Genomic DNA, 23363 nt, shown 5'->3' with positions numbered 1-23363 from the left:
CTAATGCTGATCAGTTAAGAAGTTGATCAGTTGACCGATCAGAATGATCATGCACAATCCGTAGTTAGGCAACTAACTACGGATTTTTTTGTGAATATAGAACAAGCTCTTCATTCTGCTTTCGAAGAAAGCACTCGTTATCACACGTTTGAAAAATTATCTGAAATTTTATCTTCTGACCTGATTGAACAAGGCTTTCAACAAGCTGGAGTAGCCACAGTTAGAAAGCGCAGGTTGCCTTTAGAAGCTGTGCTTTGGTCTGTTATTGGCATGGCATTATTTCGTAAAGAATCTGTCTGGAATATTGCGAATAAACTAGACATTATGCTGCCTGGCAAAAATCAGTTAGTCGCCCCGAGTGCCATGGTTCAAGCTCGCCAGCGATTAGGTGATGACCCCGTTAAGCAAGTCTTTAATAAAGCTGCTGATAATATGTACCATACAGAAGAGTTTGACACGTGGGCTGGGTTAAATTTATTAGCGGTTGATGGTGTTGTTTGGCGTACGGCCGATTCAGATGAGAATCGTGAAGCATTCTCATCGGCTAGCAACCAATATGGTGATACAGGATTCCCACAAATTCGCATGGTTTGTCATATGGAACTCACCAGCCACCAACTGATAAGCAGTGAGTTTGATAACTATAAGACGAATGAAATGAAGCTTGCTGAACGACTGATTGAGCGTACACCTAACCACTCGTTGACCATGTTTGATAAAGGGTACTATTCACTGGGCTTGTTAAATCGATGGCACAGCACTGGAGAAGAAAGGCATTGGCTAATACCTGCAAGACCTGATTTACAATACGAAGTCGTTTCTAAGGTTGGTAACAATGACCTGATAATTGAGCTCAAAACCACTAAGCATGCGCAAAAGAATTTCCCCGATGTTCCCGAAGTTATTAAAGCAAGACTGGTTAGTAAAACCATAAAAGGTAAAAATTACCGAATATTAACCTCGATGGTAGATAGACTTCGTTTTCCAAGTAGCGAAATAGTTGATTTATACAGCCATCGCTGGGAAATAGAATTAGGGTATCGAGAAATAAAGCAAACAATGCTAGATAGCACATACCACCTTCGGAGTAAGCGCCCTGATATGGTTAGACAGGAGCTATGGGGGATCCTCCTCGCATACAATTTAATTCGAAGGTTGATGACCCTAGCAGCAAAAGCTGAAGGAATATGGCCTAACCAACTCAGTTTCTCAAGCTGCTCGATGGCAGTTATTCAATACTTTTCATCAATATCAATTATGAGCCCCGGTAATATTCCAATTCACTGGGAGCATCTGTTAGGTACGCTGAGACTATTTAAACTGCCACCTAGAAGAGAAGATAGGCGATACCCAAGAGCGATAAAGCCTAAGCCATCAAAGTACCCACATAAAAAAAGAAATGCCAGTCAGCTTAACTGACTGGCATTGGGCACAATGGCCGCTTTCAGTTTAGATTTTTGCTATGTTAGATTTTTTCAAAATATAACTTTTCGCGTTTTTTCTCACCCACTTCGTTCATGGTTGCAGCATCAAATAGACGACCATTGATCATGGTGTAATCGATTTTATCTGTATCACGAATGTTAGTTAGCGGGTTACCGTCAATAACAATTAAATCGGCAAGTTTACCTGGCTCAAGAGAACCGATGTTGTTATCAAGGCCAATGTATTTAGCAGGATCTAAGGTTGCTGCACGAATAGCTTCAAGTGGTGTCATACCACCTTGCGCAAACATCCAAATTTCCCAATGTGCCGCTAAACCTTCACGTTGACCGTGAGCACCAAGGTTTACTAATACACCTAAGTCTTGCAGCTCTTTAGCAACACGGGCATTGTTAAAGTGGTTATAGTGATGATCGGGCGCCTTAACACGACGCATTGAGCGAGGTAAAAGCTGATTCTTTGGTACAAACTTACTTAAGCGTGGGTGATTCCACACATCTGTCTTGTCGTACCAATAATTTTCACCCCAAATACCACCGTAAGCTACACCGAGTGTCGGCGTATAACCCACATCGCTTTGAGACCAAAGCTGGCGAATATCATCGTAAATATTAGCAACAGGAATTGAGTGTTCAATACCCGTATGACCATCAACTACCATAGTTAAGTTGTGCTGCAGTAATGAACCGCCCTCTGGCACAACCATCATTTCAAGCTCACGGCCTGCTTCAATAACTTGCTGGCGCTGTTCACGACGAGGTTGGTTATATGATTTAACACTAAACGCACCTACTTTCTTTAAACGCTCAAGATGGAATTTAGCATCTTCTAACGAGTCAATATGCGATGTATAACCTGGCATATTTGCACCATATAAAATGGTACCCGTTGAGAAAATACGAGGGCCGACAATCATGCCTGCTTTTTGCATTTCGCTTGCAGCAAAAATCTCTGTGGTGTCGTTTGATGGATCGTGAATCGTTGTCACACCTAACGCTAAGCCAGCTAAGTTCTTCCAGTTTTGCTGTGGAATGATCTCATCGCTGCCTTGCGAGCCGTGCGCATGCGCATCAACAATACCCGGCATAATCGTCTTGCCAGTTACATCAATTACTTCTGCACCTTTAGGAATAGCAATACTGTCTTTACTGCCAACCGCTTTAATATGCTTACCATCAGTAACAATAACGCCGTTTTCAATGACCTGCTCACCGTTCATAGTGATAATACGCGCACCAGTTAACGCGAATACTGATTTAGGCTCCGCCATGATTTTTGTAAAACCGATGTTGTCGCCGCTTTTAACTTTAAAGTCAGTCTCTGCATTTTGGTTAATATCAAATAAACCCGCTAGGCTTGCATGATATAGCTCTGGGCCTAAGCTCCAATAAAGTTTATCGCTTGTGCCACTCCAGCTGATGTTTTCACCCGCGCGAACAGAAAGCTGCTCAATTGGGAATTGGCTATCTTTCGGTCCAATATTAATGGTTTTGCCACGCTCAACAAATGGCGTAACAAATACTTTAAAACGCTCTGCAAACGCTAAGTATTGGCCATCTGGTGATACTCTAAACTCTGTAGCATGTTCTGATTCGTAAAGTTTACGAACTTGCTTTGATTCAAGCTCAACAACACTTAATGTTGGTTTCGGCCAAGGGCTCATCACATAAATACGGTCATTCGCTGCACCAAATTGCGGCTGATAGCCTGATTTAGTGATTAGCGTCGCTTTACCGCCTTTAGCACTTACTGAGTAAATGCCTGGCTCTAATGACCATGTTGGGTTAAGGATACTGCCGCCAGACGCTTTACGGTAAACAACTGTTTTGCCATCAGGGCTGAAAGTTGGCTCTACATATTTACCCGGCTCTTTAGTAATGGTATCGCCACGGCCACTGCGCGCAGATACAACACGTACTGAGCCCTGTTCGTTATCATCCCATGTGGTGTAAACAATCTTCTTACCATCACGAGAGAACTGCGGGAATAATTCAAAGTGGTCGTCTTGCTTAGTCAGGCGCTTTACTTTGCCAGACTCTAAATCACGTTTATAAATATGACCTAGCGCTTCAAATATAGCCGTTTCACCATCCGGTGAAATTTGTACATTGCGCAGCATTTTCACATCAAAATTATCGCTATCGATGTTTTGTGTAAAACGCACCGCTTTTTGAATTTGCTTATTGGTCTCAACTTTAAATGGAATAGTCGAGACAGACTTATCATCCACGTCTAGCTTATGAATTGACCCACCCGCCCAAAAGACTAGTTGTTCGTTATCTGGCGTCCAAGCAATTGTTGGGTATACGCCATGGATTGCCCATGTCTCTTGCATATCACGCTCAAGCTCGCCATACAGTTTTGTATGCTCACCGGTGTGAAGATCATATAAGTACAAGCTTGTTTGGAAATCATCGCGCTTGATATACGCAAGCTTTTTACCATCTGGTGAAGGTGTAGGTCGAATAGCCCCACCCATGCCATCAATAATTGTTTCAATCTCGCCGGTTTCACGGTCATAGCGTTTAATTTTATAAATACCCGCTACAGAATCTTTAGAGTAATGGAATGTTTTACCCGGCGTTGCATCATGAGAGAAGTAAACATAACGACCATCTGGTGAGAACATTGGCTCGCCTAAGTCTTTTTGGTCGTTTTCACGTGCAGTTAGCTGAACACCTTTACCACCCGCTTTGTGGTAAAGCCATACTTCACCAGCCCCTAAAGAGCGGCTTGCAGTAAAGTGCTTACGCGCAACTAAATAGTCACCATCAGGGCTCCAAGCTGGGCTGTTTAACAAACGAAATGTTTCGTTCGTTACGGCTTTTTGGTTTTCACCATTTAAATCCATAACCCAAATATTGTCGCCACCTCCTTGGTCTGAAGTAAACGCAATGTGCTTACCATCAGGGCTAAAGCGTGGTTGCATTTGCCATGCAATATCACTGGTTAATTGCGTTGCTGTGCCACCTGACATTGGCATGGTATAAATATCGCCGAGTAGGTCAAACACCACTGTTTTACCATCAGGGCTAATATCTACGTTCATCCACGTGCCCTGCTCAACACTAATTTTAGCGTCTAGGAATTGGCCTTTTGGTGCGTCCACCTGCCACTTGTCGTCATTTGATTGCTCAGCTGCCGCCACTTGCCCAGTTAGAGCAAGTGAAATAGATACAGCGAGCGCTGTATGAAGCATTTTCTTCATTGAAATCTCACTTTTTATTGTTTTGCTTATATGCACACTTTTAAGATTGCACCAAATAGCATAGCAAGATTCCAGTGATTCGTGTTAAACAGACGTAAATAGTCGACTAATGCCACGCAATCGGATCAAACTGATAAAAGCCAACCAGTAAATGATAAATTTCTGGGTCAAATTGCCTGAGTTCAGCAGGTTTTTCTAAGAAGGTTTCGGTGATAACAGCAAAAAACTCTGCCTCATTGGTCGCGCCATAGCTATGAATAACATGCGGCATGCCATAAGCTAAATGGGTTTTGAGTTGATTAAACGCGCGGCTAAATACTTTTGCCCACTTTTGGTAGTCTTCGTTACTCGAAAGCAGTGGTGTACCCGTGGTTTTACCGGTTTCTTGGTCGAGCTGATGGGCAAATTCATGAAATACTAAATTATGACCATCACTTGGTAAGCGGTTCCCCTCAAGGACATCATGCCAACTCAATACTAAGGTTCCACCCGGCCATGATTCACCTTGACGCACGGTATTGTGATAACTGACAAGCCCAGCATTATCACGAGAAGTTTGCGGGGCATAATACGCGCTTGGGTATAAAAGGATCTCTTTTACATTGCGATACAATGGCCACGGTTTATTAAGCACTAAAACACAGGCATCTGCCGCTACAATCAGCTTCATTGCATCATTAAGCTTAAGACCATCACAACCAATAAAGCGTTTTTCATTTAAAAACCAAACGATGTGACGCTCCAACTTTTCACGATCGGCATCCGTCATCTTTCGGTAGATAGGCATATATTTTAACAGCAGATTTTTTTGCTGAACATTGAGGGAATTATTAAGGTATTTTTTCTGCCAAAAGTGATTACGGATATCGTCCCAGCGCCAGTAACACACAACAAAAATTATTAAAAAAAGTATCAAAACCAGGTTAAGCATTACTATCGCCTAAAAAACAATCTTGATACTTTAATGTGTGCAAACAAAAAAAGATCAATTGTTTACACACATTTTTATTTAATTAAAAAATTATAAAACAGGTAATGTGGCAGTTCCTGTTATAACGTCTTTACTGCCTTTAACTTTATATTCATATTCTAAGCTAACGGCATTCACGCTATTCGATTGGTTATCGTTAAGTCGAGATATATTCCAACCTATGCTGCGTCTATACATCATACTATCAGGTAAAGAGGTATGAAGTATCACATTATTTGTATCACCATATACTGTTTCATTTATTGCTGTTGAAGCTAAGTGAACTAAGTCACCACCATAAAATTGTTCTTCAGAAACAATGTTATACTCTTGGTAATAAGGGTATTTATTGCCATTATTAGTATATCCTGTCACTGTTATAGATAAGTCTGAAAGCGATACGATAGAAGATGGTAAATACAACATTGCTTCATTACTTTTGCTTGAAAAGCTAGCACTTTCGCCCGCAGTATTTGTTAAGTGAATAAGCTCTCCACTTTTCAGGCCATTATTGTTATCAATTCTAATGTCAGAAATAGAAAACTCTGTTTTATCACTTACAAGAAAACTTGTCCTTAATGAATTACGTGAAGGTAATTGGGTTTCTTTATCTATAACTGAGCTTAAAGTGTATGAATAACTACCAATATCCAAAGTTTGATTAGGTAATACTTCAACAAACGTGTCGTTGAGTGACATTTTTGACGTTGTCTCAAATTCCTTATCAATGAACTTAAAGAAAGTACTACCCACTGGAACAGAATCAGCATCTGATTCACTACCAGGTATAACTGAAAGTGTCTCATTCTTAGTCAATGTGATACTTTCATCTGTTAATTCAACTGGCTTTGTGAAGAATAGATAGTAGCCGTTCGTTTCTTGATTATAAGTATTACTGATTAAGTCAACTTGTGTTGTCTCCGTCCCCTTTTCGGGTTTAAAGACTACTGATACAACATTGTTTTCAACACTAAAGTTGCCCTGATTGTATAGCCCCCCGACAGTAATATTATCGCCATCTTCAGCCACAACGAAAGAGTCGGATAAATAACTTTGCTCATTTTCATCAATAAATGCAGATAACATTACATTCAGTGAGGAGCTGCCAATAAAGTCATAGACGTACTCATTGGTACTTTCATCAAAAGTTAAAGGGTTTGCCTCGAAATCATTACTCGAAGCCACTAACTCAATGTCTTTGAATATCTGGCCTAAATCATTAATTACTTTAACGCGAAGTTGATATTCAATTACATCATCTGCAGTATCAAACAAAATAGTTGAGCTATCATTAAGCTCGCTAAACAGGATAGTGCTATCATAGTGATAACCTAATGTAAATTTATACTCATTTACATTATCATTGTCGACATCCATATCAACTGTGATTGGGTAATCCCAGCCAATTGGCTTCTCGATTGAATAAAGATTAGTTTCGTTGTTGTAACTGGCACTTATAAAATGCTCGTTCCTAGATTGCCATGTTGAGTCATTAACACCCGAAGATGTAGAGTAGCTAAACTGTAAGTCTTTAATCGGTGTATTCTCAGCATCTAATAAAGCTGCAAACTCTACCGTTTCTGTACTAGTAACTAGTAAAGTACCTAATTGGCTTATACCAAGTCCAGTAGACCCATAAAATGCGCGCTCTTGGAAAGAGTCATCAGTACTAGTAATAAGTAAAGTATAGTCAGAGTATGTTGGAACATTAGATAGTTCAAACAAGCCATTTGCCAGTGCAACAGGTTCAGACCAAGTGTTACCAACTTTTATTTGAATTTGAGCATTCGCAACGAGTGAATCAGAAACAACATTTTTTACAGAACCCGACAAAGTTGCTGTTTCAGCTTCCTGTGCTGAATTATTTTGATTTTCGATTGCGCTAATAAGATCATCATTGCTGTTATCTTCAACTTCTAAACAACCAGTTAAAAGAAAACATGTAGAAACAGCCAATGCTATTGTAGATTTTTTAAACATCTAAACTCCATTTAATTATTATTTCCCTTAATGGGGCCGTGATTATAATGAAGTTTAATTAAATTAAGAAGTAAAAATATTATTAAGTTACAATACTAATGTACCTTTATTGTAAATAATGATTTGGTTTCGACCGTTATTCTTTGCATTGTATAAAGCGTTGTCGGCATGTGCTAACAAGCGGTCATAGTCAGTAACCTGCGCGTTATCTGCCACACCAAAACTGACCGTTACAGAAAGGCTATCTGCTAATTCTGAGAAATCATAACCCACTATCTCTAAACGGATAATTTCACACAATCTTGCGGCTTCTTCAGCATTTTTGTATGGGAACAACAAGGTAAATTCTTCACCGCCCCAACGCGCCGCATAACCTTCATCAGGAAAATTCATACGCAGCAAACGAGCAATTTCACAAATCACTTTATCACCAATTAAGTGCGAGAAGTTGTCATTAATGAGTTTGAAGTGATCAATATCCATAATGGCAATACTAAGCGTTTTATTGTCAAGCTGAAACTGATTAAAGTTTTCAGACAGCCACATATCGAAAGCGCGTCTATTCGGTAATTGCGTTAATTGGTCATGATTCGCTAAATGAGCAAAGGCATCCGCTTGCGTTTGCAAATCATGCATTTGCTGTTCAACTTTTTCAGTTAACTCAATTTCAATGCGCTTGTAATGATATAAGCGGTATTTATAAATGGCATAAGCAGCAAAAAGCACAGCAACTAAGATAAATAACTTAAAGCTGGTTTTTTGCCAAAAATAAGGGGCAATTTTAAAACGCAGCACTTGCTCATTATTTTGCCAGTCACTATTTGGGTAACCTGCACGCACTTTAAAGGTATATTTACCTGGTGGTAAATTGGTGTACTCGGTAATGGCCAAGCGCCCCCTGTCTACCCATTGTTGATTGTAACCACTTAGTTGAGTTTGGTAATTTAACCGCCCAGGCATGATAAAACTTAGCCCAGCGTAGTTAAACGAAACACGAGAAACACCAGCAGGTAAACTCAAAACCTCATTACCAACAGGTAAAGTCATGGGTTTGCCATCGACTTCAAAGCTTTCAATAACCGTCGATAAACGGCGTTTACTGGCTTCTTTTAAGCGTTCTGGTGTCGCAATAGCGACGCCTTTGGCTGTTGCAACCCATACTTGACCATCTGAATGAAGCACAGCAGCAGGGTTTGAACCGCCATTTGCTTGCGCGCTTAGCATGCCATCGCCTTCATCATAAAGCTGCATCGAAACACTCATTGGTTGAACTTTTTCAGGGTTATCTAAAAGTGCAACTAACTGAGCTTTGTTCACCTGAATAACACCGCGGTTACTGGTCAACCATAATGAGTCACCTTGCTCAATCACTTGGAACAACTTATCGACCGGTAAACCTTGGTCTCGACCAAACAAGCTCATTTTATCTGTGCTGAGATTGTAACGAACGAGGCCTCTATCGGTTGCAAGCCACATTTTATCGCCATCTAAGTAAAAGCCGAATGCATACTCAGTACTGAACTGCTTTGGAAACTCGAGAGTTTTAAATTGCTCAGTAGCTGGGTCATAAATGGACACACCCACTCCCGTGCCAACCCACAACCTGCCATGATCGTCCTCGACAATGGCCATAATAAAATCACCAATTAAGCCATCTTCTGTTGTGAATAATTCAGTTTTCCCTGCAGGGTCAATTTTGGTTAAACCACCAGCGGTGCCAATCCATAAGTTATCCGCTTTATCAAAAAACACAGCGCGAACTTCGTTGCTGATCAGGCCATTACTGCGGTTTTTTACTGGATAAATTTGCCCATTAACCACTTTCATTAAACCGGCAGTGTAAGTACCAACCCATACTCCGCCCTGCTTATCTTCAGTTAAACTTAATACGGATAGCGGATCTTTTTCATAAGCTTGAATAAGGGTGGTGAGCTTGCCATTTTCAATACGATTTAAGCCATTACTACTGCCCACCCATAAGCTGCCATCAGAATGTGATAACACGGTACGCACATAGTCAGATGCAAGCCCACGACTTTGGCTCCAATTTGTAAATGGCGCTTCACGCAAGCGAAATAATCCGGCATTCGTGCCAACCCAAATACTTTTTTCGCGGTCTTGCAGTAAAGATAAAATACGGTTGTTGGGTAAGCCATCATCTGCGGCTAAGTTTTCAAGGCCTAAACTGCTGAGTCTGAACACCCCTTTATTGATGGTGCCAAACCACAAATCGCCCTGCGCATCTTCGAGTAAGCTGGCAATTGATTCGTTGTTAAGGACAGGATCAATAGCAACAAACTTATCGTTTTGCTTTTGCCATGCCCCTTTTTCAGTGCCGACAATTAAAGTGCCCGACTGAGTAAGTAATAAGGTAAACACAGAGGCATTAGGGAGCCCAGAGTTTTCACTGACCTTACTGACTTGCTTATTCTTTATTTGATAAAGGCCATCACTAGTCGCAGCCCAAATAGTCCCTGTTTTGTCTTGTAAAAGACGGTATGCGCTTAGCTTATCAAGCAGTTTTTGCTCAGTGGCAGTTTCAGAAGCGCGGTAAACAATGCCTTGCCCTTCAAGTGCCAGCCATAGCTCACCTTGTTCAGTAACGAGCGCATGATTGACCATGGCTGATGAACTTGGTAATGCTCGCCATCCACCTTGTGAGCGAAGCGCAATACCGCCACGGGCACCCACTATATATAAATCACCATTATCCATCGGAATCAGGCTGCGTAGGCCTGAGTCAGGTAAGCCAGGAATTTCTGTCCGAGTAAAGAGTTTAAACTCGCGACCATTAAAGCGAGCAAGCCCTTCCCAAGTCGCTATCCAAATGTAACCATCTTTGGTTTGTGTAACGCCATTAATGCTATTATGAGGAAGGCCGGCGCGAGTGCTCCAAGTCTCTGTAAAATAATCACTTAAAGAGAGGCGTGCAGAATCAGCAAAAACGCTGAAACTCAATAAAAGAAAAATACAACTAACTACCCGCACCATAAAACTAAAACCCTGATATTTATTATCGTTCTATTCAGTGATGTAGCTCTGTGAAGCCAAAGTCATCCCTAACTTCAGATAATACTACATTAGTTGCAATTTTTACTCACTTTAATGACATTTAGCAACAATCAATTACAAAAATTCGTAATTTTTTCTTGCAGTATTTTCACAAATCGCGCCACATGCAAGCCATCCATCAAAGCATGATGCACATCAATTGAAAGCGGCATCTTGCCAGTTTGTGAGTCATATTGACCAAACACAAACTTAGGAATACCAAGGCCATGCCCCTCACTTACAGCATGCGAGAAGCCGGTAAAGTTTAACCATGGAAGTACTGAGATATGAATAAGGTCAGGCTGCCCTTCTGTTGCAGCAAATGCATCAGAGAAAAATGGTTTTGCTTTACTTGTTTTACCCACAACAATAGCGTGTTTTGAAAAATCTTCCATCGACGCTTGTTTTTCAAAATAACTAAAGCGAAATGTTTCATCTTCTGCAAGCTCGACCACACTGCCTCTTACCGATGACAGCTGTACCGGCAACGAGTCAATAATACGTTGACGCATTGGTGCATAGTCATGACATGCTTCAAGTGTTAGGTAAACATAGCTGTGAAAGAACGAATACGGTTCTGCTTTGCACTTGTTGTAAAGAGCCGCCATGTCGAGTGAAACACATACATTAAAATATGGCAGAGAAAACTCTTTGAAAAAAGCGAAATGCTGTTTGCGAGGCCAAGTAGCTATATCAATAGGTGTGATTTCACAAGATGGAGTTTTCATTAGGTGCCCTCGAGATTTAAAAACCGAGTTTACCTAGCCTGCGTGACTTCGTCACCTTGATGCGATAAATAACAGAGACAAAAAAGGTGCGACTTGCGCACCTTTTTACCTGTAAATTTATCGATTTACTAAATTATAAGCCGTTTTCGATGATTTCTAATGCTAGTTCATCGGCAATTAAATGCGTCGACTTCTGCTCTTTTTCAGAGCGAGCAAAGATTTCTGTTAGCGTATCAAAAATGCCTTCAACGTGCTTCGTTGATGCTTCTGCACTATAACCTTCTGGTGCAGTTTCGTAATAAACGTTGATAATACCACCTGCGTTAATTACGTAATCTGGTGCGTATAAGATACCTTTTTCGCGGATGATCTCACCGTGACGAGACTCTGCTAATTGGTTATTCGCACAACCTGCAATAATTGTTGCTTTTAAACGCGGGATAGTCGTGTCATTTACCGTTGCGCCAAGTGCACATGGTGCATACACATCAACATCTAAGTCGTAGATTTCATCAATACCCACAGCCGTTGCATTGAAGTCATTTACAACACGCTCAACAGCTTGCTCGTTGATATCTGTTACAAATAATGTTGCGCCCGCTTCATGTAGGTGTTTACAAAGGCCATATGCTACTGCACCTAAACCTTGCACGGCTACTTTGATACCAGCAAGATCTTGATGACCTCGTTGATGTTGTAAAGCGGCTTTAATACCTAAGAATGTACCATATGCTGTGAACGGTGAAGGGTTACCACTTTTACCTTCAAGACCTAATACATAGTTAGTTTCTTTATTCATGATAGCCACATCATCACAAGTGATGTTTACATCTTCAGCTGAATAGTAGCTACCGCTTAAACGCTCTAACTGACGACCAAATGCACGGAAAAGTTGCTCTGATTTAATTTCTTTAGCATTACCGATGATCACTGACTTACCGCCACCAAATGGTAAACGTGCCACAGCATTTTTGTAGGTCATACCTTTTGATAAACGAAGTGCATCAGTAACAGCATCTTCATCAGTTGTGTAGTCCCACATTCTGCAACCACCAACCGCTGGACCTAACTTGGTATTGTGTACCGCGATAATAGCTTTTAGGCCTGATTCTTTATCTGAACAAAACACCACTTGCTCGTGGTTATCAAAGTCGACTTTATTAAATACAGCCACAGTTAAATACTCCGAAATTTTCTTACCCTAAGGGGTGTGAGCGCTGAAAGTGCCGAGACTTTATCACTTCGTTTGCTCCCTTGCCACTAAATGAGATGATAAAACTAAGCAAAGTTCTCAGGCCGAAATAACAACTCAAAAACTAACACTTTATGGAAAAAATATACCAATCAATGTACGCATTAAGCATTGTTAATTCAAAACAAAATATTAACATTACTAACTTTATTACGTGAACGTAAAGGTAAAGTATAGCGTAAAGAAAAAGTGACAAGAAAAATGTGCCAATAAAGCCAAGTAAAATCGGCTTTTAAAGAGATGTTGGAGAAATAGCTGAGACTGGTCAGAGCTGAAAAAAACGGCGCAGGTGCGCCGTTTTTTCAAGAGAGTTGCAAGATGGTTACTTTAATTTGCCATCAAGTTCTTCGATTTTTGCTTTCCAAATAGCAGGGCCTTGCGTATGCGCATTGGCGCCTTCACTATCAACAGCAACCGTTACTGGCATATCTTCTACTTCAAACTCGTAGATTGCTTCCATACCTAAATCTTCGAACGCAACAACACGTGCTTTCTTGATTGCTTTAGATACAAGATAAGCTGCACCACCTACTGCCATTAAGTAGATAGATTTATTGTTTTTGATTGATTCAACTGTTGCAGGACCACGCTCTGCTTTACCAATCATACCGATGATGCCCGTTTTTTCTAACATCATATCAGTGAATTTATCCATACGAGTCGCAGTTGTAGGGCCAGCAGGACCTACTGCTTCATCACCCACTGCATCTACAGGGCCAACGTAGTAGATAAACTTGTTATCAAAATCAACACCTTCAGGTAAACCTTCACCTGATTGGATCATATCTTGTAGACGTTTATGCGCGGCATCACGACCCGTTAAGATAGTACCAGACAGAAGAACCGTTTCACCCATCTTCCATTCTTGCGTGTCTTCTTTAGTCAGTGTGTTTAAATCAACACGACGTGTACCTTCACCTACTTCAAACGTAACTTCTGGCCAATCTTCAAGTTTAGGCGCTTTAAGATCAGCTGGGCCTGAACCATCTAATGTGAAGTGAACGTGACGAGTTGCCGCACAGTTCGGGATCATAACCACTGGTTTTGATGCTGCGTGAGTCGGTGCCGTTTTAACTTTCACATCAACTACGGTTGTTAAACCACCTAGGCCTTGTGCACCAATACCTAATTTATTAGCACGTTCGAAGATATCGATTCGCATTTTTTCTTCAGTTGTTTCTGCGCCGCGCTCAATCAGCTCGTGAATATCAACCGGATCCATTAATGATTCTTTAGCAAGTACCGCAGCTTTTTCTGCAGTACCACCAATACCTATACCTAGCATGCCAGGTGGACACCAGCCCGCCCCCATTGTTGGTAATGTTTTTTCAACCCATGCAGCCACATCATCAGATGGGTTAAGCATAACCATTTTCGTTTTATTTTCTGAGCCGCCGCCCTTCGCTGCCACCATTACTTCTACTTCAGCACCTGGCACTAAGTCGATATGAACAACTGATGGAGTATTATCTTTGGTGTTTTTACGCGTACCAGCAGGGTCTGCAACAATTGATGCACGTAATGGGTTATCTGGGTTTAAGTATGCGCGACGTGTACCTTCATCAACCATTTGCTGAACAGTCATGTCTGTTTTATCCCACTTAACATCCATACCTACTTTTACGAAACAAGTAATGATACCTGTATCTTGGCACAGTGGACGTTTACCTTCAGCAGACATACGAGAGTTAATTAAAATTTGCGCAATGGCATCTTTTGCCGCTTTGCTTTGCTCTTTGTTGTAAGCTTTTTCTAAGGCTTGTACGAAATCGAGAGGGTGATAAAAAGAAATGTATTGCAATGCATCTTCAATGCTATCAATGAAGTCTTGCTGACGAATTGTACTCATTACGGGTTCCTTAAGTTTTTATCGCGTAGCGCTGTACGTGATCCTGAGTAAACCGGTGACGAAGATTTACTCTACGGGTTAGTCATGGCATCACTATAAAGGAAATCATAACGCTGCCAATCAAATTTAACTTATGATACCCTCCTCGCCCGTTTCGGGCTAGTTATTCAGGGCAATGTAGATGATAAACGATGAAAATTTGTGCATTAAATTAGATTTAAGTGGTGATTGCATCGCGCTATTTAGTCATTTTGCTCATTTGCCCCATGCTGTGTTGCTCGATTCAGCCAATAGCGAGCATGTAAATAGCCGCTTCGATATCATTGCCATTGCGCCATTAAAGCAATTAGAAGTGCGTGAAAATACATGCTTTGTCGACGGCAAGGCGCAATCAAGTGATTGTTTTAGCTTGATGAAAGAAGGCCTTCAGGAATTTAATCACACAGCTAACCCTAATAACCTCCCTTTTACAAGTGGTTGGCTTGGCTATTTTGGTTATGACTTAGGTCGTGTGATTGAAAGCATACCAAGTACTGCCGAAAACGACATTAACATGCCGCAAATGGCTGTAGGCCTTTATCCAGATGCGCTTATTTATGATAAGCAACAGCAAAGCTGGTTTTACGTCTGTCAGCCAAATCATAATCGCTTAGCGCTATATCAGCAGCAGCTAAACGAAACACCAACAAATGCAGAGTTTGCGCTACAAAGCGACTGGCAATCAAACATGAGTAAAGCCAGCTACAGCGAAAAGTTCGAGAAAATTCAAGCTTATTTAAAAAGTGGTGACTGCTACCAGATAAACCTTGCACAGCGTTTTAAAGCTGAATTTTCAGGTTCAACATGGCAAGCATATAAACAACTTCGAGAAGCGAATAAAGCTCCATTTTCAAGCTATATAAATCACCCTGATGGCGCTATTTTATCTATTTCACCAGAGCGTTTTATTTCGATTAATCAGGGCCAAATAGAAACCAAGCCAATTAAAGGAACGCTCCCTCGTTTGGCTGACTCTGAACAAGACCAAGCGCAAGCAACTCGTTTACAGCAATCAGAAAAAGACCGCGCAGAAAATGTCATGATTGTTGATCTGCTGCGCAACGATTTAGGCAAAGTGGCTCGTCCAGGTAGTGTCACCGTACCCTCGTTATTTGCCATTGAAAGCTTTCCGGCTGTACATCATTTAGTAAGTACTGTGCGCGCAGAATTAGCGGATGGCAAAGATGCCGTTGACCAAATTCATGCCGCTTTCCCGGGTGGTTCAATTACCGGAGCACCGAAAATTCGCGCTATGGAAATTATTGAAGAACTCGAACCTCATCGCCGAAGTGTGTACTGCGGCTCAATTGGTTATTTAAGTGCCTGTGGCAACATGGATACCAGTATCACAATTCGTACTTTAGTGTGCCACAAAGGTGCAATCTATTGCTGGGCTGGCGGTGGCATTGTGGCTGATTCAAAGGTCGACTTGGAGTACCAAGAAACTTACGATAAAGTAAATAAAATACTGCCTTTATTAAAGTAAAAGTTGAAGTAACTACCTTGAATAGCCAGCAAATAATTGCCCGTTTTAGTTTAAGTCAAACCACAGAGCGCCCAGCAACCATTCGCTTTAATGCCGAAAAGCGTGCCAGTGCCGTAATGTTACCTCTGCTTGATGTTAACGACGAAGCGCATTTGTTGCTGTGCAAGCGACCTAGTTATTTACTTCATCACCCGGGGGAGATTTGCTTACCGGGTGGCAAGTATGAAGAACAAGATGACACGTTAATGCACACCGCTCTTCGAGAGCTTAATGAAGAGCTTAACATTGCGACACACCAAGTGACTGTCCACGGTAAATTACATCAGTACGCGACCCTAACCGGTTTCACTATTGAGCCTTTTGTGTGTGTGCTTAGCGAAGGCACAACATGGCAAGCTGATCCCAACGAAGTTGCTGCCAGCTTTTTACTGCCCTTATCTTATTTAAGTAATCAACAAAATTGGCAACCCCTCCCCTTTGAGCGAAATGGTAAAACTATTACTTTGCAAGGCTTGATGACCCCGCACGGTCTCCTTTGGGGAGCAACAGCGAGCATAATTAATAACTTTATAAAACAGCTCGCCCTACCAGTTTAATTATCCTGCTTTTAGGGTTACACAGGCACGTTTAAACGTTATCATGTGGCACCGTTCAAAGGCAGGTAGTATGCCGTTAATAGAAAAATGAGTAGCAAATTATGATCAGTGCATTCGATATGTTTAGTATTGGTATTGGCCCATCGTCATCTCACACTGTTGGCCCAATGCGCGCTTCGCGTTTATTTGTAAACGAACTAGAAGAAAAAAACTTACTTGCAAACGTCACCGATATTAAAGTTGAGCTATTTGGCTCACTCGGTCAAACAGGTATTGGCCACGGCTCTGGTAAAGCTGTGATCTTAGGCCTTGCCGGTTATGATCCAGAAACCATTGATGCTGATTTAGTCGACGATATCCTCGCAAAAATCGAAAAAGAGCAGGTTATTTATTTAAACCAAAGCCATAAAGCCAATTTCCCTAAGCAAGGTGCGATTGTATTCCATCGTCGTAAAACATTACCAAAACATTCAAATGCAATGGAAATCATTGCCAGCCAAAATGGCGAAAAGTTATTCAGTAAAGTGTATTACTCAATCGGTGGCGGCTTTATCGTCAGTGATGATGAGTTCGAGAACGAAAAACAAAAAGCACTCGAAATCCGCGAAGAAAACCCAGCACCTTATCCGTTTAACACGGCAAAAGAGTTATTAGAACTATGCCGTGAGTCTGGTTTTAGTGTATCAACGCTTATGATGCACAACGAAAAAACCCTGCGCAGCGAAAAAGACATCAAAGATGAGCTGTTTAATATTTGGCAAGTAATGAAGGCCTGTATTGAACGTGGTATGCGTACAGAAGGTATCTTACCAGGTGGTTTAAAAGTAAAGCGTCGCGCCCCTAGTTTACACCTTAAATTAAATATTGAGGTAAACAACGACCCATTACGTGCTATGGATTGGGTTGATTTATTTGCCCTTGCAGTAAACGAAGAGAACGCTGCCGGCGGCCGTGTTGTTACCGCACCAACCAATGGTGCTGCAGGTATTTTGCCAGCGGTATTAATGTATTATCACACTTTCATTAAAGAAGTAGACCGTGATATTGCGACTCGTTATTTATTAACAGCGGCAGCTATTGGTATTTTATATAAAAAGAACGCGTCTATTTCGGGTGCTGAAGTAGGTTGCCAAGGTGAAGTGGGCGTTGCTTGCTCAATGGCAGCGGGTGCACTAACTGAAATCATGGGTGGTAATGTTGTACAGGTTGAAAACGCTGCTGAAATCGGCATGGAGCACAACCTAGGCCTAACCTGTGACCCTGTTGGCGGCCTTGTACAAGTACCGTGTATTGAACGTAATGCGATGGGCTCAATTAAAGCAATTAATGCGTCACGCCTTGCAATGCGTGGTTCTGGCGAGCAAAAAGTGACCCTTGATAAGGTAATTAAAACCATGCTCGACACAGGTAATGATATGAAAACGAAATACAAAGAAACCGCTCGCGGTGGCTTAGCGGTTAATATCATCGAGTGTTAATTTACAGCACTCTTTCAGCATAAAAAAAGCCGCTTTAAAGCGGCTTTTTTTATCTCTATTTTACTGGTAACTCAATGTTTTCGAAGAGCTTATCAACATCTTCTTGGTTACGTAATAAGCTTGCTCGCTCAACCAGTTCTTTCGTTAAGTGCGGTGCAAAACGCTCAATAAAATCATACATGTAACTGCGTAAAAAGCTGCCCTTTCTAAAACCAATTTTAGTGGTGCTCGCTTCAAATAAGTGGCTTGCATCAATACAGACTAAATCAGTATCGGTTATTTGATCAATCGCCATAGACGCTACAACACCTACACCTAGCCCTAAACGTACATAAGTTTTAATTACATCAGCATCTGTTGCAGTAAAAACAATATGCGGCTCAAGTCCATGTGCATTGAAGGCCTTATCTAACTCAGAACGACCAGTAAAACCAAACACATAAGTAATAAGTGGGTATTTAGCCACATCGGCAACCGTTAAATTATCGGCCTTTTGCGCAAGCGGGTGTGTTTTTGCCACAACAATACTGCGATTCCAGTGATAGCACGGCAACATAACTAAATCAGAATATAAATGCAGCGCCTCAGTCGCAATGGCAAAATCAGCATCACCGCGTGCTGCCGCATCAGAAATCTGCTGTGGCGTCCCCTGATGCATGTGCAAAGACACTGCTGGGTACTTTTTCATAAAGCCTTGAATAACATTCGGTAATGCGTAACGAGCCTGAGTATGGGTGGTCGCAATGTTTAGTTTACCTTGATCAGGCAAGGTATGCTCATTGGCAACCGCTTTAATACCTTCAACTTTCGACAATATTTCTCGTGAAATATTAATAATTTCGTTACCAGCACTGGTTACATGGGTAAGGTGTTTGCCACTACGGCCAAAGATCTGTACACCCAGTTCGTCTTCAAGCATACGAACTTGTTTCGAGATCCCCGGTTGCGAGGTAAATAAACTTTCGGCTGTCGCAGAGACATTCAGTTTATTATTTTGGACTTCGACTATATATCTGAGTTGTTGTAGTTTCATGGCTGCATTGTAAACGTTGTTATTGTTTATTTATAAAGGCTGCAAAGCGCAATGCCAAGCGATATTTCATCGCGCTATACTTTTATATCGATTGTTTCTAAGGCTAACACATTAAATTACTGCTCGGTAGCCGTGTTTACTCGCAAAATATTCAATAAAGGTGCTAGTTTAGCGCTATACTCGTTATAAAGTAGTAATCGTAATAAGTTTATTCGAGATAACTACCGCAAAACTGTTCAGATCTAATCTTTTTAAGGTAAGATAAAAAAATTAGATAGTTAAAACTGAGATTTAGTAATGATTGTTTCTATCATCATCATGCTCATTGTTGCATTAATCGTGATCGCATTATGGGTCAGCGCTGTGCAGCAACATAAAGAAAAACAAGAAGCAGAGCGCCGTAAAGAGCTTACAAAACAAAAAAAAATCATTGAAGAGGCAGAAGATGTACTGCTTAACAGTGCCAATATCCCCATGTCTGAAAATATTCTGCGTATTATTCAACGCCGTATTTATGATGCACTTGTTTCAATGGTCGAGCTTTCTCCAAGCTCAAAAGAATTAAAAAACAGACTAAAAGAATCTAAAGAACGCCTAGCCTCTCCTATCGAAGCAAGTAATAGCGATGCATTAGCACTACCAGATAACGACAAACAATTAATAGCTCTAATTCAAGGTATAAAGAAATTACGAGCAGTACTTCGCTCAGAGCATGGTAAAGGCAAAGTAGATAGCCAAGTATTTGTTGCTGAAGATAAACGCCTTGAAAAATTGCAGTTAAGAATCAATGTAGAAAGCCAAATTAAGCGCGGGATTTCAGCTCGCTCAGCAAATATGGTGGGCTCTGCCAGACAGTATTTTGAAAAAGCACTAGCAACACTGACCTCAGTTAGCTATAGCGATGAATATGTAAACTCGAAAAGACAAGAAGTTGAAGGCTATTTAGAAACGATTAGCTCTGAGTTGAAAGCATCAAATGCAACGTCACTAAAGAAGAAAGCAGAACAAGAGCAGGACGATTTAGACGTATTATTCGCACCAAAGAAAAAGTGGTAAACCACTTTTTCTTTGCTTTGTGCAAGTTAAGATAAAAACGCAAACTTAACAATAAACAGCGCTGTTAATACCCACACACTAATACTGATTTCATCTTTTTTACCACATACCAACTTCACTGCAGTATACGAGATAAAACCAAGGGCGATACCGTGCGCAATCGAGAAAGTTAACGGCGTCATTAATAATACTACGCTCACTGGAATAGCATCTGTCATATCATCCCAATTAACTAGCTTTAAATTCTGCATCATTAACACAGCAACATATAAAATTGCACCTGCCGTTGCATAAGCTGGGATCATGCCAGCAAGTGGCGCAAAGAACATCATTAACAAGAAACAAATGCCTACAACCACAGCAGTTAGACCTGTACGGCCGCCCACAGACACACCTGCAACTGATTCAATGTAAGACGTTGTTGTTGACGTACCAAGCATTGAGCCTGCAATAGTAGCTGTACTGTCGGCACTTAGTGCGCGACCTAAACGAGGCATTTTACCTTGTTCATCAGCAATACCTGCTTTTTGCGTTACAGCAACTAAAGTGCCTGAAGTATCGAACAAATCAACAAATAAGAACGCAAAAACCACTGTTAGCATTGAGATTTCGAATGCTGCTGCAAAATCCAATTGCATAAAGGTTGGTGCAATTGAAGGCGGCATTGAAATAATTCCTTGATACTCCACAAGGTCTAAACCAAGCGCAATTGCGGTTACTAATAAAATACTGATAAGTACGCCGCTTTTCATATCGCGGTATAACAGCGCAGCAATTACAAAGAAGCTAAAAATCGCCAGTAATGGACCTGGGGCTGTAATATCGCCTAACTGCACTAAGGTTGCAGGACTTGCTACGATAATACCAGCGTTTTTCAATGCAATAAGGGCTAAGAAAGCACCGATACCTGTGGCAATGGCACGCTTTAATACCAGAGGAATAGCATCAATGATCCACTCTCTCACCTTAAATAGGCTTAAGAATAAGAAGATACAGCCGGACATAAAAACTGCACCTAATGCAGCTTGCCAAGTGTAGCCCATGCCCAAAACAACACCATAAGTGAAGAAGGCGTTTAAGCCCATACCCGGAGCCAGTGCTAATGGGTAGTTTGCCCATAAACCCATGATAAAACAGCCAATTGCAGCAGCAATACAGGTTGCTACGAATGCCGCACCTTGATCCATTCCCGCTTCTGCTAGCATGGCAGGGTTAACAAATACAATGTAAACCATGGTAATGAATGTTGTGATGCCAGCAATCGTCTCGCGGCGCACAGAAGTGTTGTTTTCAGTGATTTTGAAAAGTCTTTCGAACATATTGAACTTTAAGTTGAGATTAATTGGCTAATTTTATCATATTTTATCTCAATAAGAGGACATTTTACCTTGCAATGTTCTAAACTAATAAGGTCTTTTATTTCAAGAAAATAACTAAACTATGTCTGATAATTCGCCAGTAGGCTTAGATTTAGAGCAACAGCTTGATAATGTACTTGCCTTTATTACCCAACCCGATAAAGGGTCGGCGCCAAATAAAAGTACTCAATCTGTTGAAAACGTACTAAACAAAGCTTTGTATTATTTAAAAAATGAACAGCCTCCCCTTGCTGCAAAATGGATGCGCTTAGCAGCTATGGCAGGTAACCATAGGGCGCAATTTTATATGGGGCTGTTTTTCATCAAAGGGCAAGGTGTACCGCACAGTGTTTTTCATGGCGCGGTGTGGTTAAGTCTGGCAAGTAGCCAAGGTTATGAACCTGCAACGGCTGCACTTGATGATCTTAGAAAACACATCAGTACGCGCAGATTACATGATGCGCAAAGCTATGCAGCTACCCTATATGAACAAATCCACCAGCAGCAATTTGCACATTTAATTCCTCGAGATCCTGACGCAAGCTAACACGCGTCAGGTTCTACAACTCATTAATGCTGTCTTGTCAGTTTACTCTCAAATGTGATGAGACCTGCACCAACTACAAACAATAAGATACCTATAAACTCAAGCCACACATGGCCTTTATGGGGCTTGATAATTGGTGTTTTTGAAGTAAGGCTATATAAACGCCTGCCTTGCTCGCCAGATTCTACAAACGAAATACCTTTATAGTCCGCTGAGATAATAAACTTAAAATCATGCCTGCTGATCATTGCTCGACGTTTTGCATCTATTTTCTCGCTGCTTTGTTCTACAAGTAGCGTTCGCCAATCATGAAAAATGCCATCTGGTTCACTATCTTTCACTACACCATATGATTTGTACTCATAGAACTTTGTATTGAATAGCTTTTCTTGATGCCCTAAATAAAACATGGCACAGCCTAGCGCACTTAACAGTATGGCAATATAGACGAGTGAACGCTGTTTAATGAATTGCTTATTACTTTGTTGCTTATACCAAGCTTCAATGTCAGGCACATTAATCAACCGAGCTTTATCTACAGAATGTTTTAATGGCTCCATAAAGTCGCAAATTGTTAGATTGAGCGCCGTTAATATTGAACGAAATGTGTCATTCGAAGGCACTGATTTATCGTTCTCAAGTTTTGAAAGGTAACTTTGCTCTATCCCCACTTGCTCTGCAAATTCTGGTTGGCTCAGTTTTAGCTCACTGCGATAGTGTCTTAGTTGTGTTCCGAATGTACTCATAACGCATTTCCTTTTTGTTGTGGAGCCGCCATTCTTTGCTATTCATGCAGATATAAAAAGCTGAATAAATAGGAATAATGAAGAATATTAGCAAGATAGGATGAAAGATACGAGATACGAGATACGAGATACGAGATACGAGATACGAGATACGAGATACGAGATACGAGATACGAGATACGTTGTCAGTATAAGTAAAAAATAAGGTGTAATGTAAAGACTTATTTAATCATTTGTTTGAGGAAAACAAATGGCGGAGTGGACGGGACTCGAACCCGCGACCCCCGGCGTGACAGGCCGGTATTCTAACCAACTGAACTACCACTCCGCAGTGGTATGTGCATGGGGTAATGCACTTAATTTGTTTATGATATCAAATGGCGGAGTGGACGGGACTCGAACCCGCGACCCCCGGCGTGACAGGCCGGTATTCTAACCAACTGAACTACCACTCCGCAGAGATATCATTGTTATTACTTAATTTGTTGGCGGAGTGGACGGGACTCGAACCCGCGACCCCCGGCGTGACAGGCCGGTATTCTA

16 protein-coding genes and 2 tRNA genes are annotated in these 23363 nt (G+C 41.2%); 6 read left to right on the top strand and 12 right to left on the bottom strand.

Annotation, left to right across the window (positions count from 1 at the left end):
• Positions 1-90 precede the first annotated feature (90 nt).
• The gene (locus PASHI_RS15275) at positions 91-1419 is read left to right on the top strand and encodes an IS4 family transposase (protein WP_062564240.1); all 1329 of its coding nucleotides are present in this window, start codon (positions 91-93) and stop codon (positions 1417-1419) included.
• Positions 1420-1465: 46 nt separating this feature from the next.
• Here PASHI_RS15275 and PASHI_RS15270 read toward each other — a convergent pair whose 3' ends face one another.
• The 7 genes from PASHI_RS15270 to PASHI_RS15240 all read right to left on the bottom strand — a co-directional run bounded on the left by PASHI_RS15270 (position 1466) and on the right by PASHI_RS15240 (position 14481).
• On the bottom strand, positions 1466-4651 hold the full coding sequence (locus PASHI_RS15270) for an amidohydrolase family protein (RefSeq protein WP_062566224.1): 3186 nt from the start codon (positions 4649-4651) through the stop codon (positions 1466-1468).
• Positions 4652-4757: 106 nt separating this feature from the next.
• Entirely contained in the window at positions 4758-5582 is an 825-nt protein-coding gene (locus tag PASHI_RS15265) for a M90 family metallopeptidase (RefSeq protein WP_054551610.1), read from the bottom strand.
• Between the two features lie 90 nt (positions 5583-5672).
• The gene (locus PASHI_RS15260) at positions 5673-7601 is read right to left on the bottom strand and encodes a hypothetical protein (RefSeq protein ID WP_062566223.1); all 1929 of its coding nucleotides are present in this window, start codon (positions 7599-7601) and stop codon (positions 5673-5675) included.
• Positions 7602-7688: 87 nt separating this feature from the next.
• Positions 7689-10592 carry a ligand-binding sensor domain-containing protein gene (locus tag PASHI_RS15255; RefSeq protein WP_062566222.1) on the bottom strand — a complete coding sequence of 968 codons (2904 nt, stop codon included), beginning with the start codon at positions 10590-10592 and terminating at the stop codon, positions 7689-7691.
• Positions 10593-10723: 131 nt separating this feature from the next.
• Positions 10724-11380, bottom strand: coding sequence for a CatA-like O-acetyltransferase (locus tag PASHI_RS15250; RefSeq protein WP_062566221.1), 657 nt, complete (start codon positions 11378-11380; stop codon positions 10724-10726).
• A 133-nt stretch (positions 11381-11513) separates the two neighbouring features.
• Positions 11514-12554, bottom strand: coding sequence for a Leu/Phe/Val dehydrogenase (locus PASHI_RS15245; protein WP_055021514.1), 1041 nt, complete (start codon positions 12552-12554; stop codon positions 11514-11516).
• Between the two features lie 400 nt (positions 12555-12954).
• A complete protein-coding gene (locus tag PASHI_RS15240; RefSeq protein WP_054551614.1) occupies positions 12955-14481 on the bottom strand; it encodes a fumarate hydratase in 1527 nt (508 codons plus the stop codon).
• Positions 14482-14662: 181 nt separating this feature from the next.
• Here PASHI_RS15240 and pabB point away from each other — a divergent pair, with 181 nt between their 5' ends.
• The 3 genes from pabB to PASHI_RS15225 all read left to right on the top strand — a co-directional run bounded on the left by pabB (position 14663) and on the right by PASHI_RS15225 (position 18080).
• Positions 14663-16006 (top strand): aminodeoxychorismate synthase component I, encoded by a 1344-nt coding sequence (gene pabB, locus PASHI_RS15235; RefSeq protein WP_062566220.1) that lies wholly within the window; start codon positions 14663-14665, stop codon positions 16004-16006.
• A gap of 17 nt (positions 16007-16023) precedes the next feature.
• Entirely contained in the window at positions 16024-16602 is a 579-nt protein-coding gene (locus PASHI_RS15230) for an NUDIX hydrolase (protein ID WP_062566219.1), read from the top strand.
• Positions 16603-16703: 101 nt separating this feature from the next.
• Positions 16704-18080: an L-serine ammonia-lyase gene (locus tag PASHI_RS15225; RefSeq protein ID WP_062566218.1), complete on the top strand. Its 1377-nt coding sequence runs from the start codon at positions 16704-16706 to the stop codon at positions 18078-18080.
• A 55-nt stretch (positions 18081-18135) separates the two neighbouring features.
• Here PASHI_RS15225 and cysB read toward each other — a convergent pair whose 3' ends face one another.
• Entirely contained in the window at positions 18136-19113 is a 978-nt protein-coding gene (gene cysB / locus PASHI_RS15220; RefSeq protein WP_062566217.1) for an HTH-type transcriptional regulator CysB, read from the bottom strand.
• A 297-nt stretch (positions 19114-19410) separates the two neighbouring features.
• On the opposite strand from cysB, the gene PASHI_RS15215 reads away from it, so the two are divergent.
• The gene (locus PASHI_RS15215; RefSeq protein WP_054561792.1) at positions 19411-20169 is read left to right on the top strand and encodes a hypothetical protein; all 759 of its coding nucleotides are present in this window, start codon (positions 19411-19413) and stop codon (positions 20167-20169) included.
• A gap of 26 nt (positions 20170-20195) precedes the next feature.
• Here PASHI_RS15215 and PASHI_RS15210 read toward each other — a convergent pair whose 3' ends face one another.
• Complete coding sequence (locus PASHI_RS15210) at positions 20196-21488, bottom strand: NCS2 family permease (protein ID WP_054551620.1); 1293 nt, start codon at positions 21486-21488, stop codon at positions 20196-20198.
• Positions 21489-21609: 121 nt separating this feature from the next.
• Here PASHI_RS15210 and PASHI_RS15205 point away from each other — a divergent pair, with 121 nt between their 5' ends.
• Positions 21610-22074, top strand: coding sequence for an SEL1-like repeat protein (locus PASHI_RS15205; protein ID WP_054551621.1), 465 nt, complete (start codon positions 21610-21612; stop codon positions 22072-22074).
• Between the two features lie 23 nt (positions 22075-22097).
• Here the strand turns inward: PASHI_RS15205 and PASHI_RS15200 are convergent, their stop codons facing one another.
• The 3 genes from PASHI_RS15200 to PASHI_RS15190 form a co-directional block, all read right to left on the bottom strand.
• Positions 22098-22820: a helix-turn-helix domain-containing protein gene (locus PASHI_RS15200; protein WP_062566216.1), complete on the bottom strand. Its 723-nt coding sequence runs from the start codon at positions 22818-22820 to the stop codon at positions 22098-22100.
• Positions 22821-23071: 251 nt separating this feature from the next.
• Positions 23072-23148, bottom strand: a tRNA-Asp gene (locus PASHI_RS15195).
• A 50-nt stretch (positions 23149-23198) separates the two neighbouring features.
• Positions 23199-23275: transfer RNA gene (locus tag PASHI_RS15190), tRNA-Asp, on the bottom strand.
• Positions 23276-23363 lie beyond the last annotated feature (88 nt).

Origin of the sequence: Pseudoalteromonas shioyasakiensis (genome assembly GCF_001550135.1) — a bacterium.
GTDB lineage: Bacteria > Pseudomonadota > Gammaproteobacteria > Enterobacterales > Alteromonadaceae > Pseudoalteromonas > Pseudoalteromonas shioyasakiensis.
Note: the sequence above shows the minus strand (reverse complement) of the source record. Positions and strands in the feature narration are given on the sequence as shown.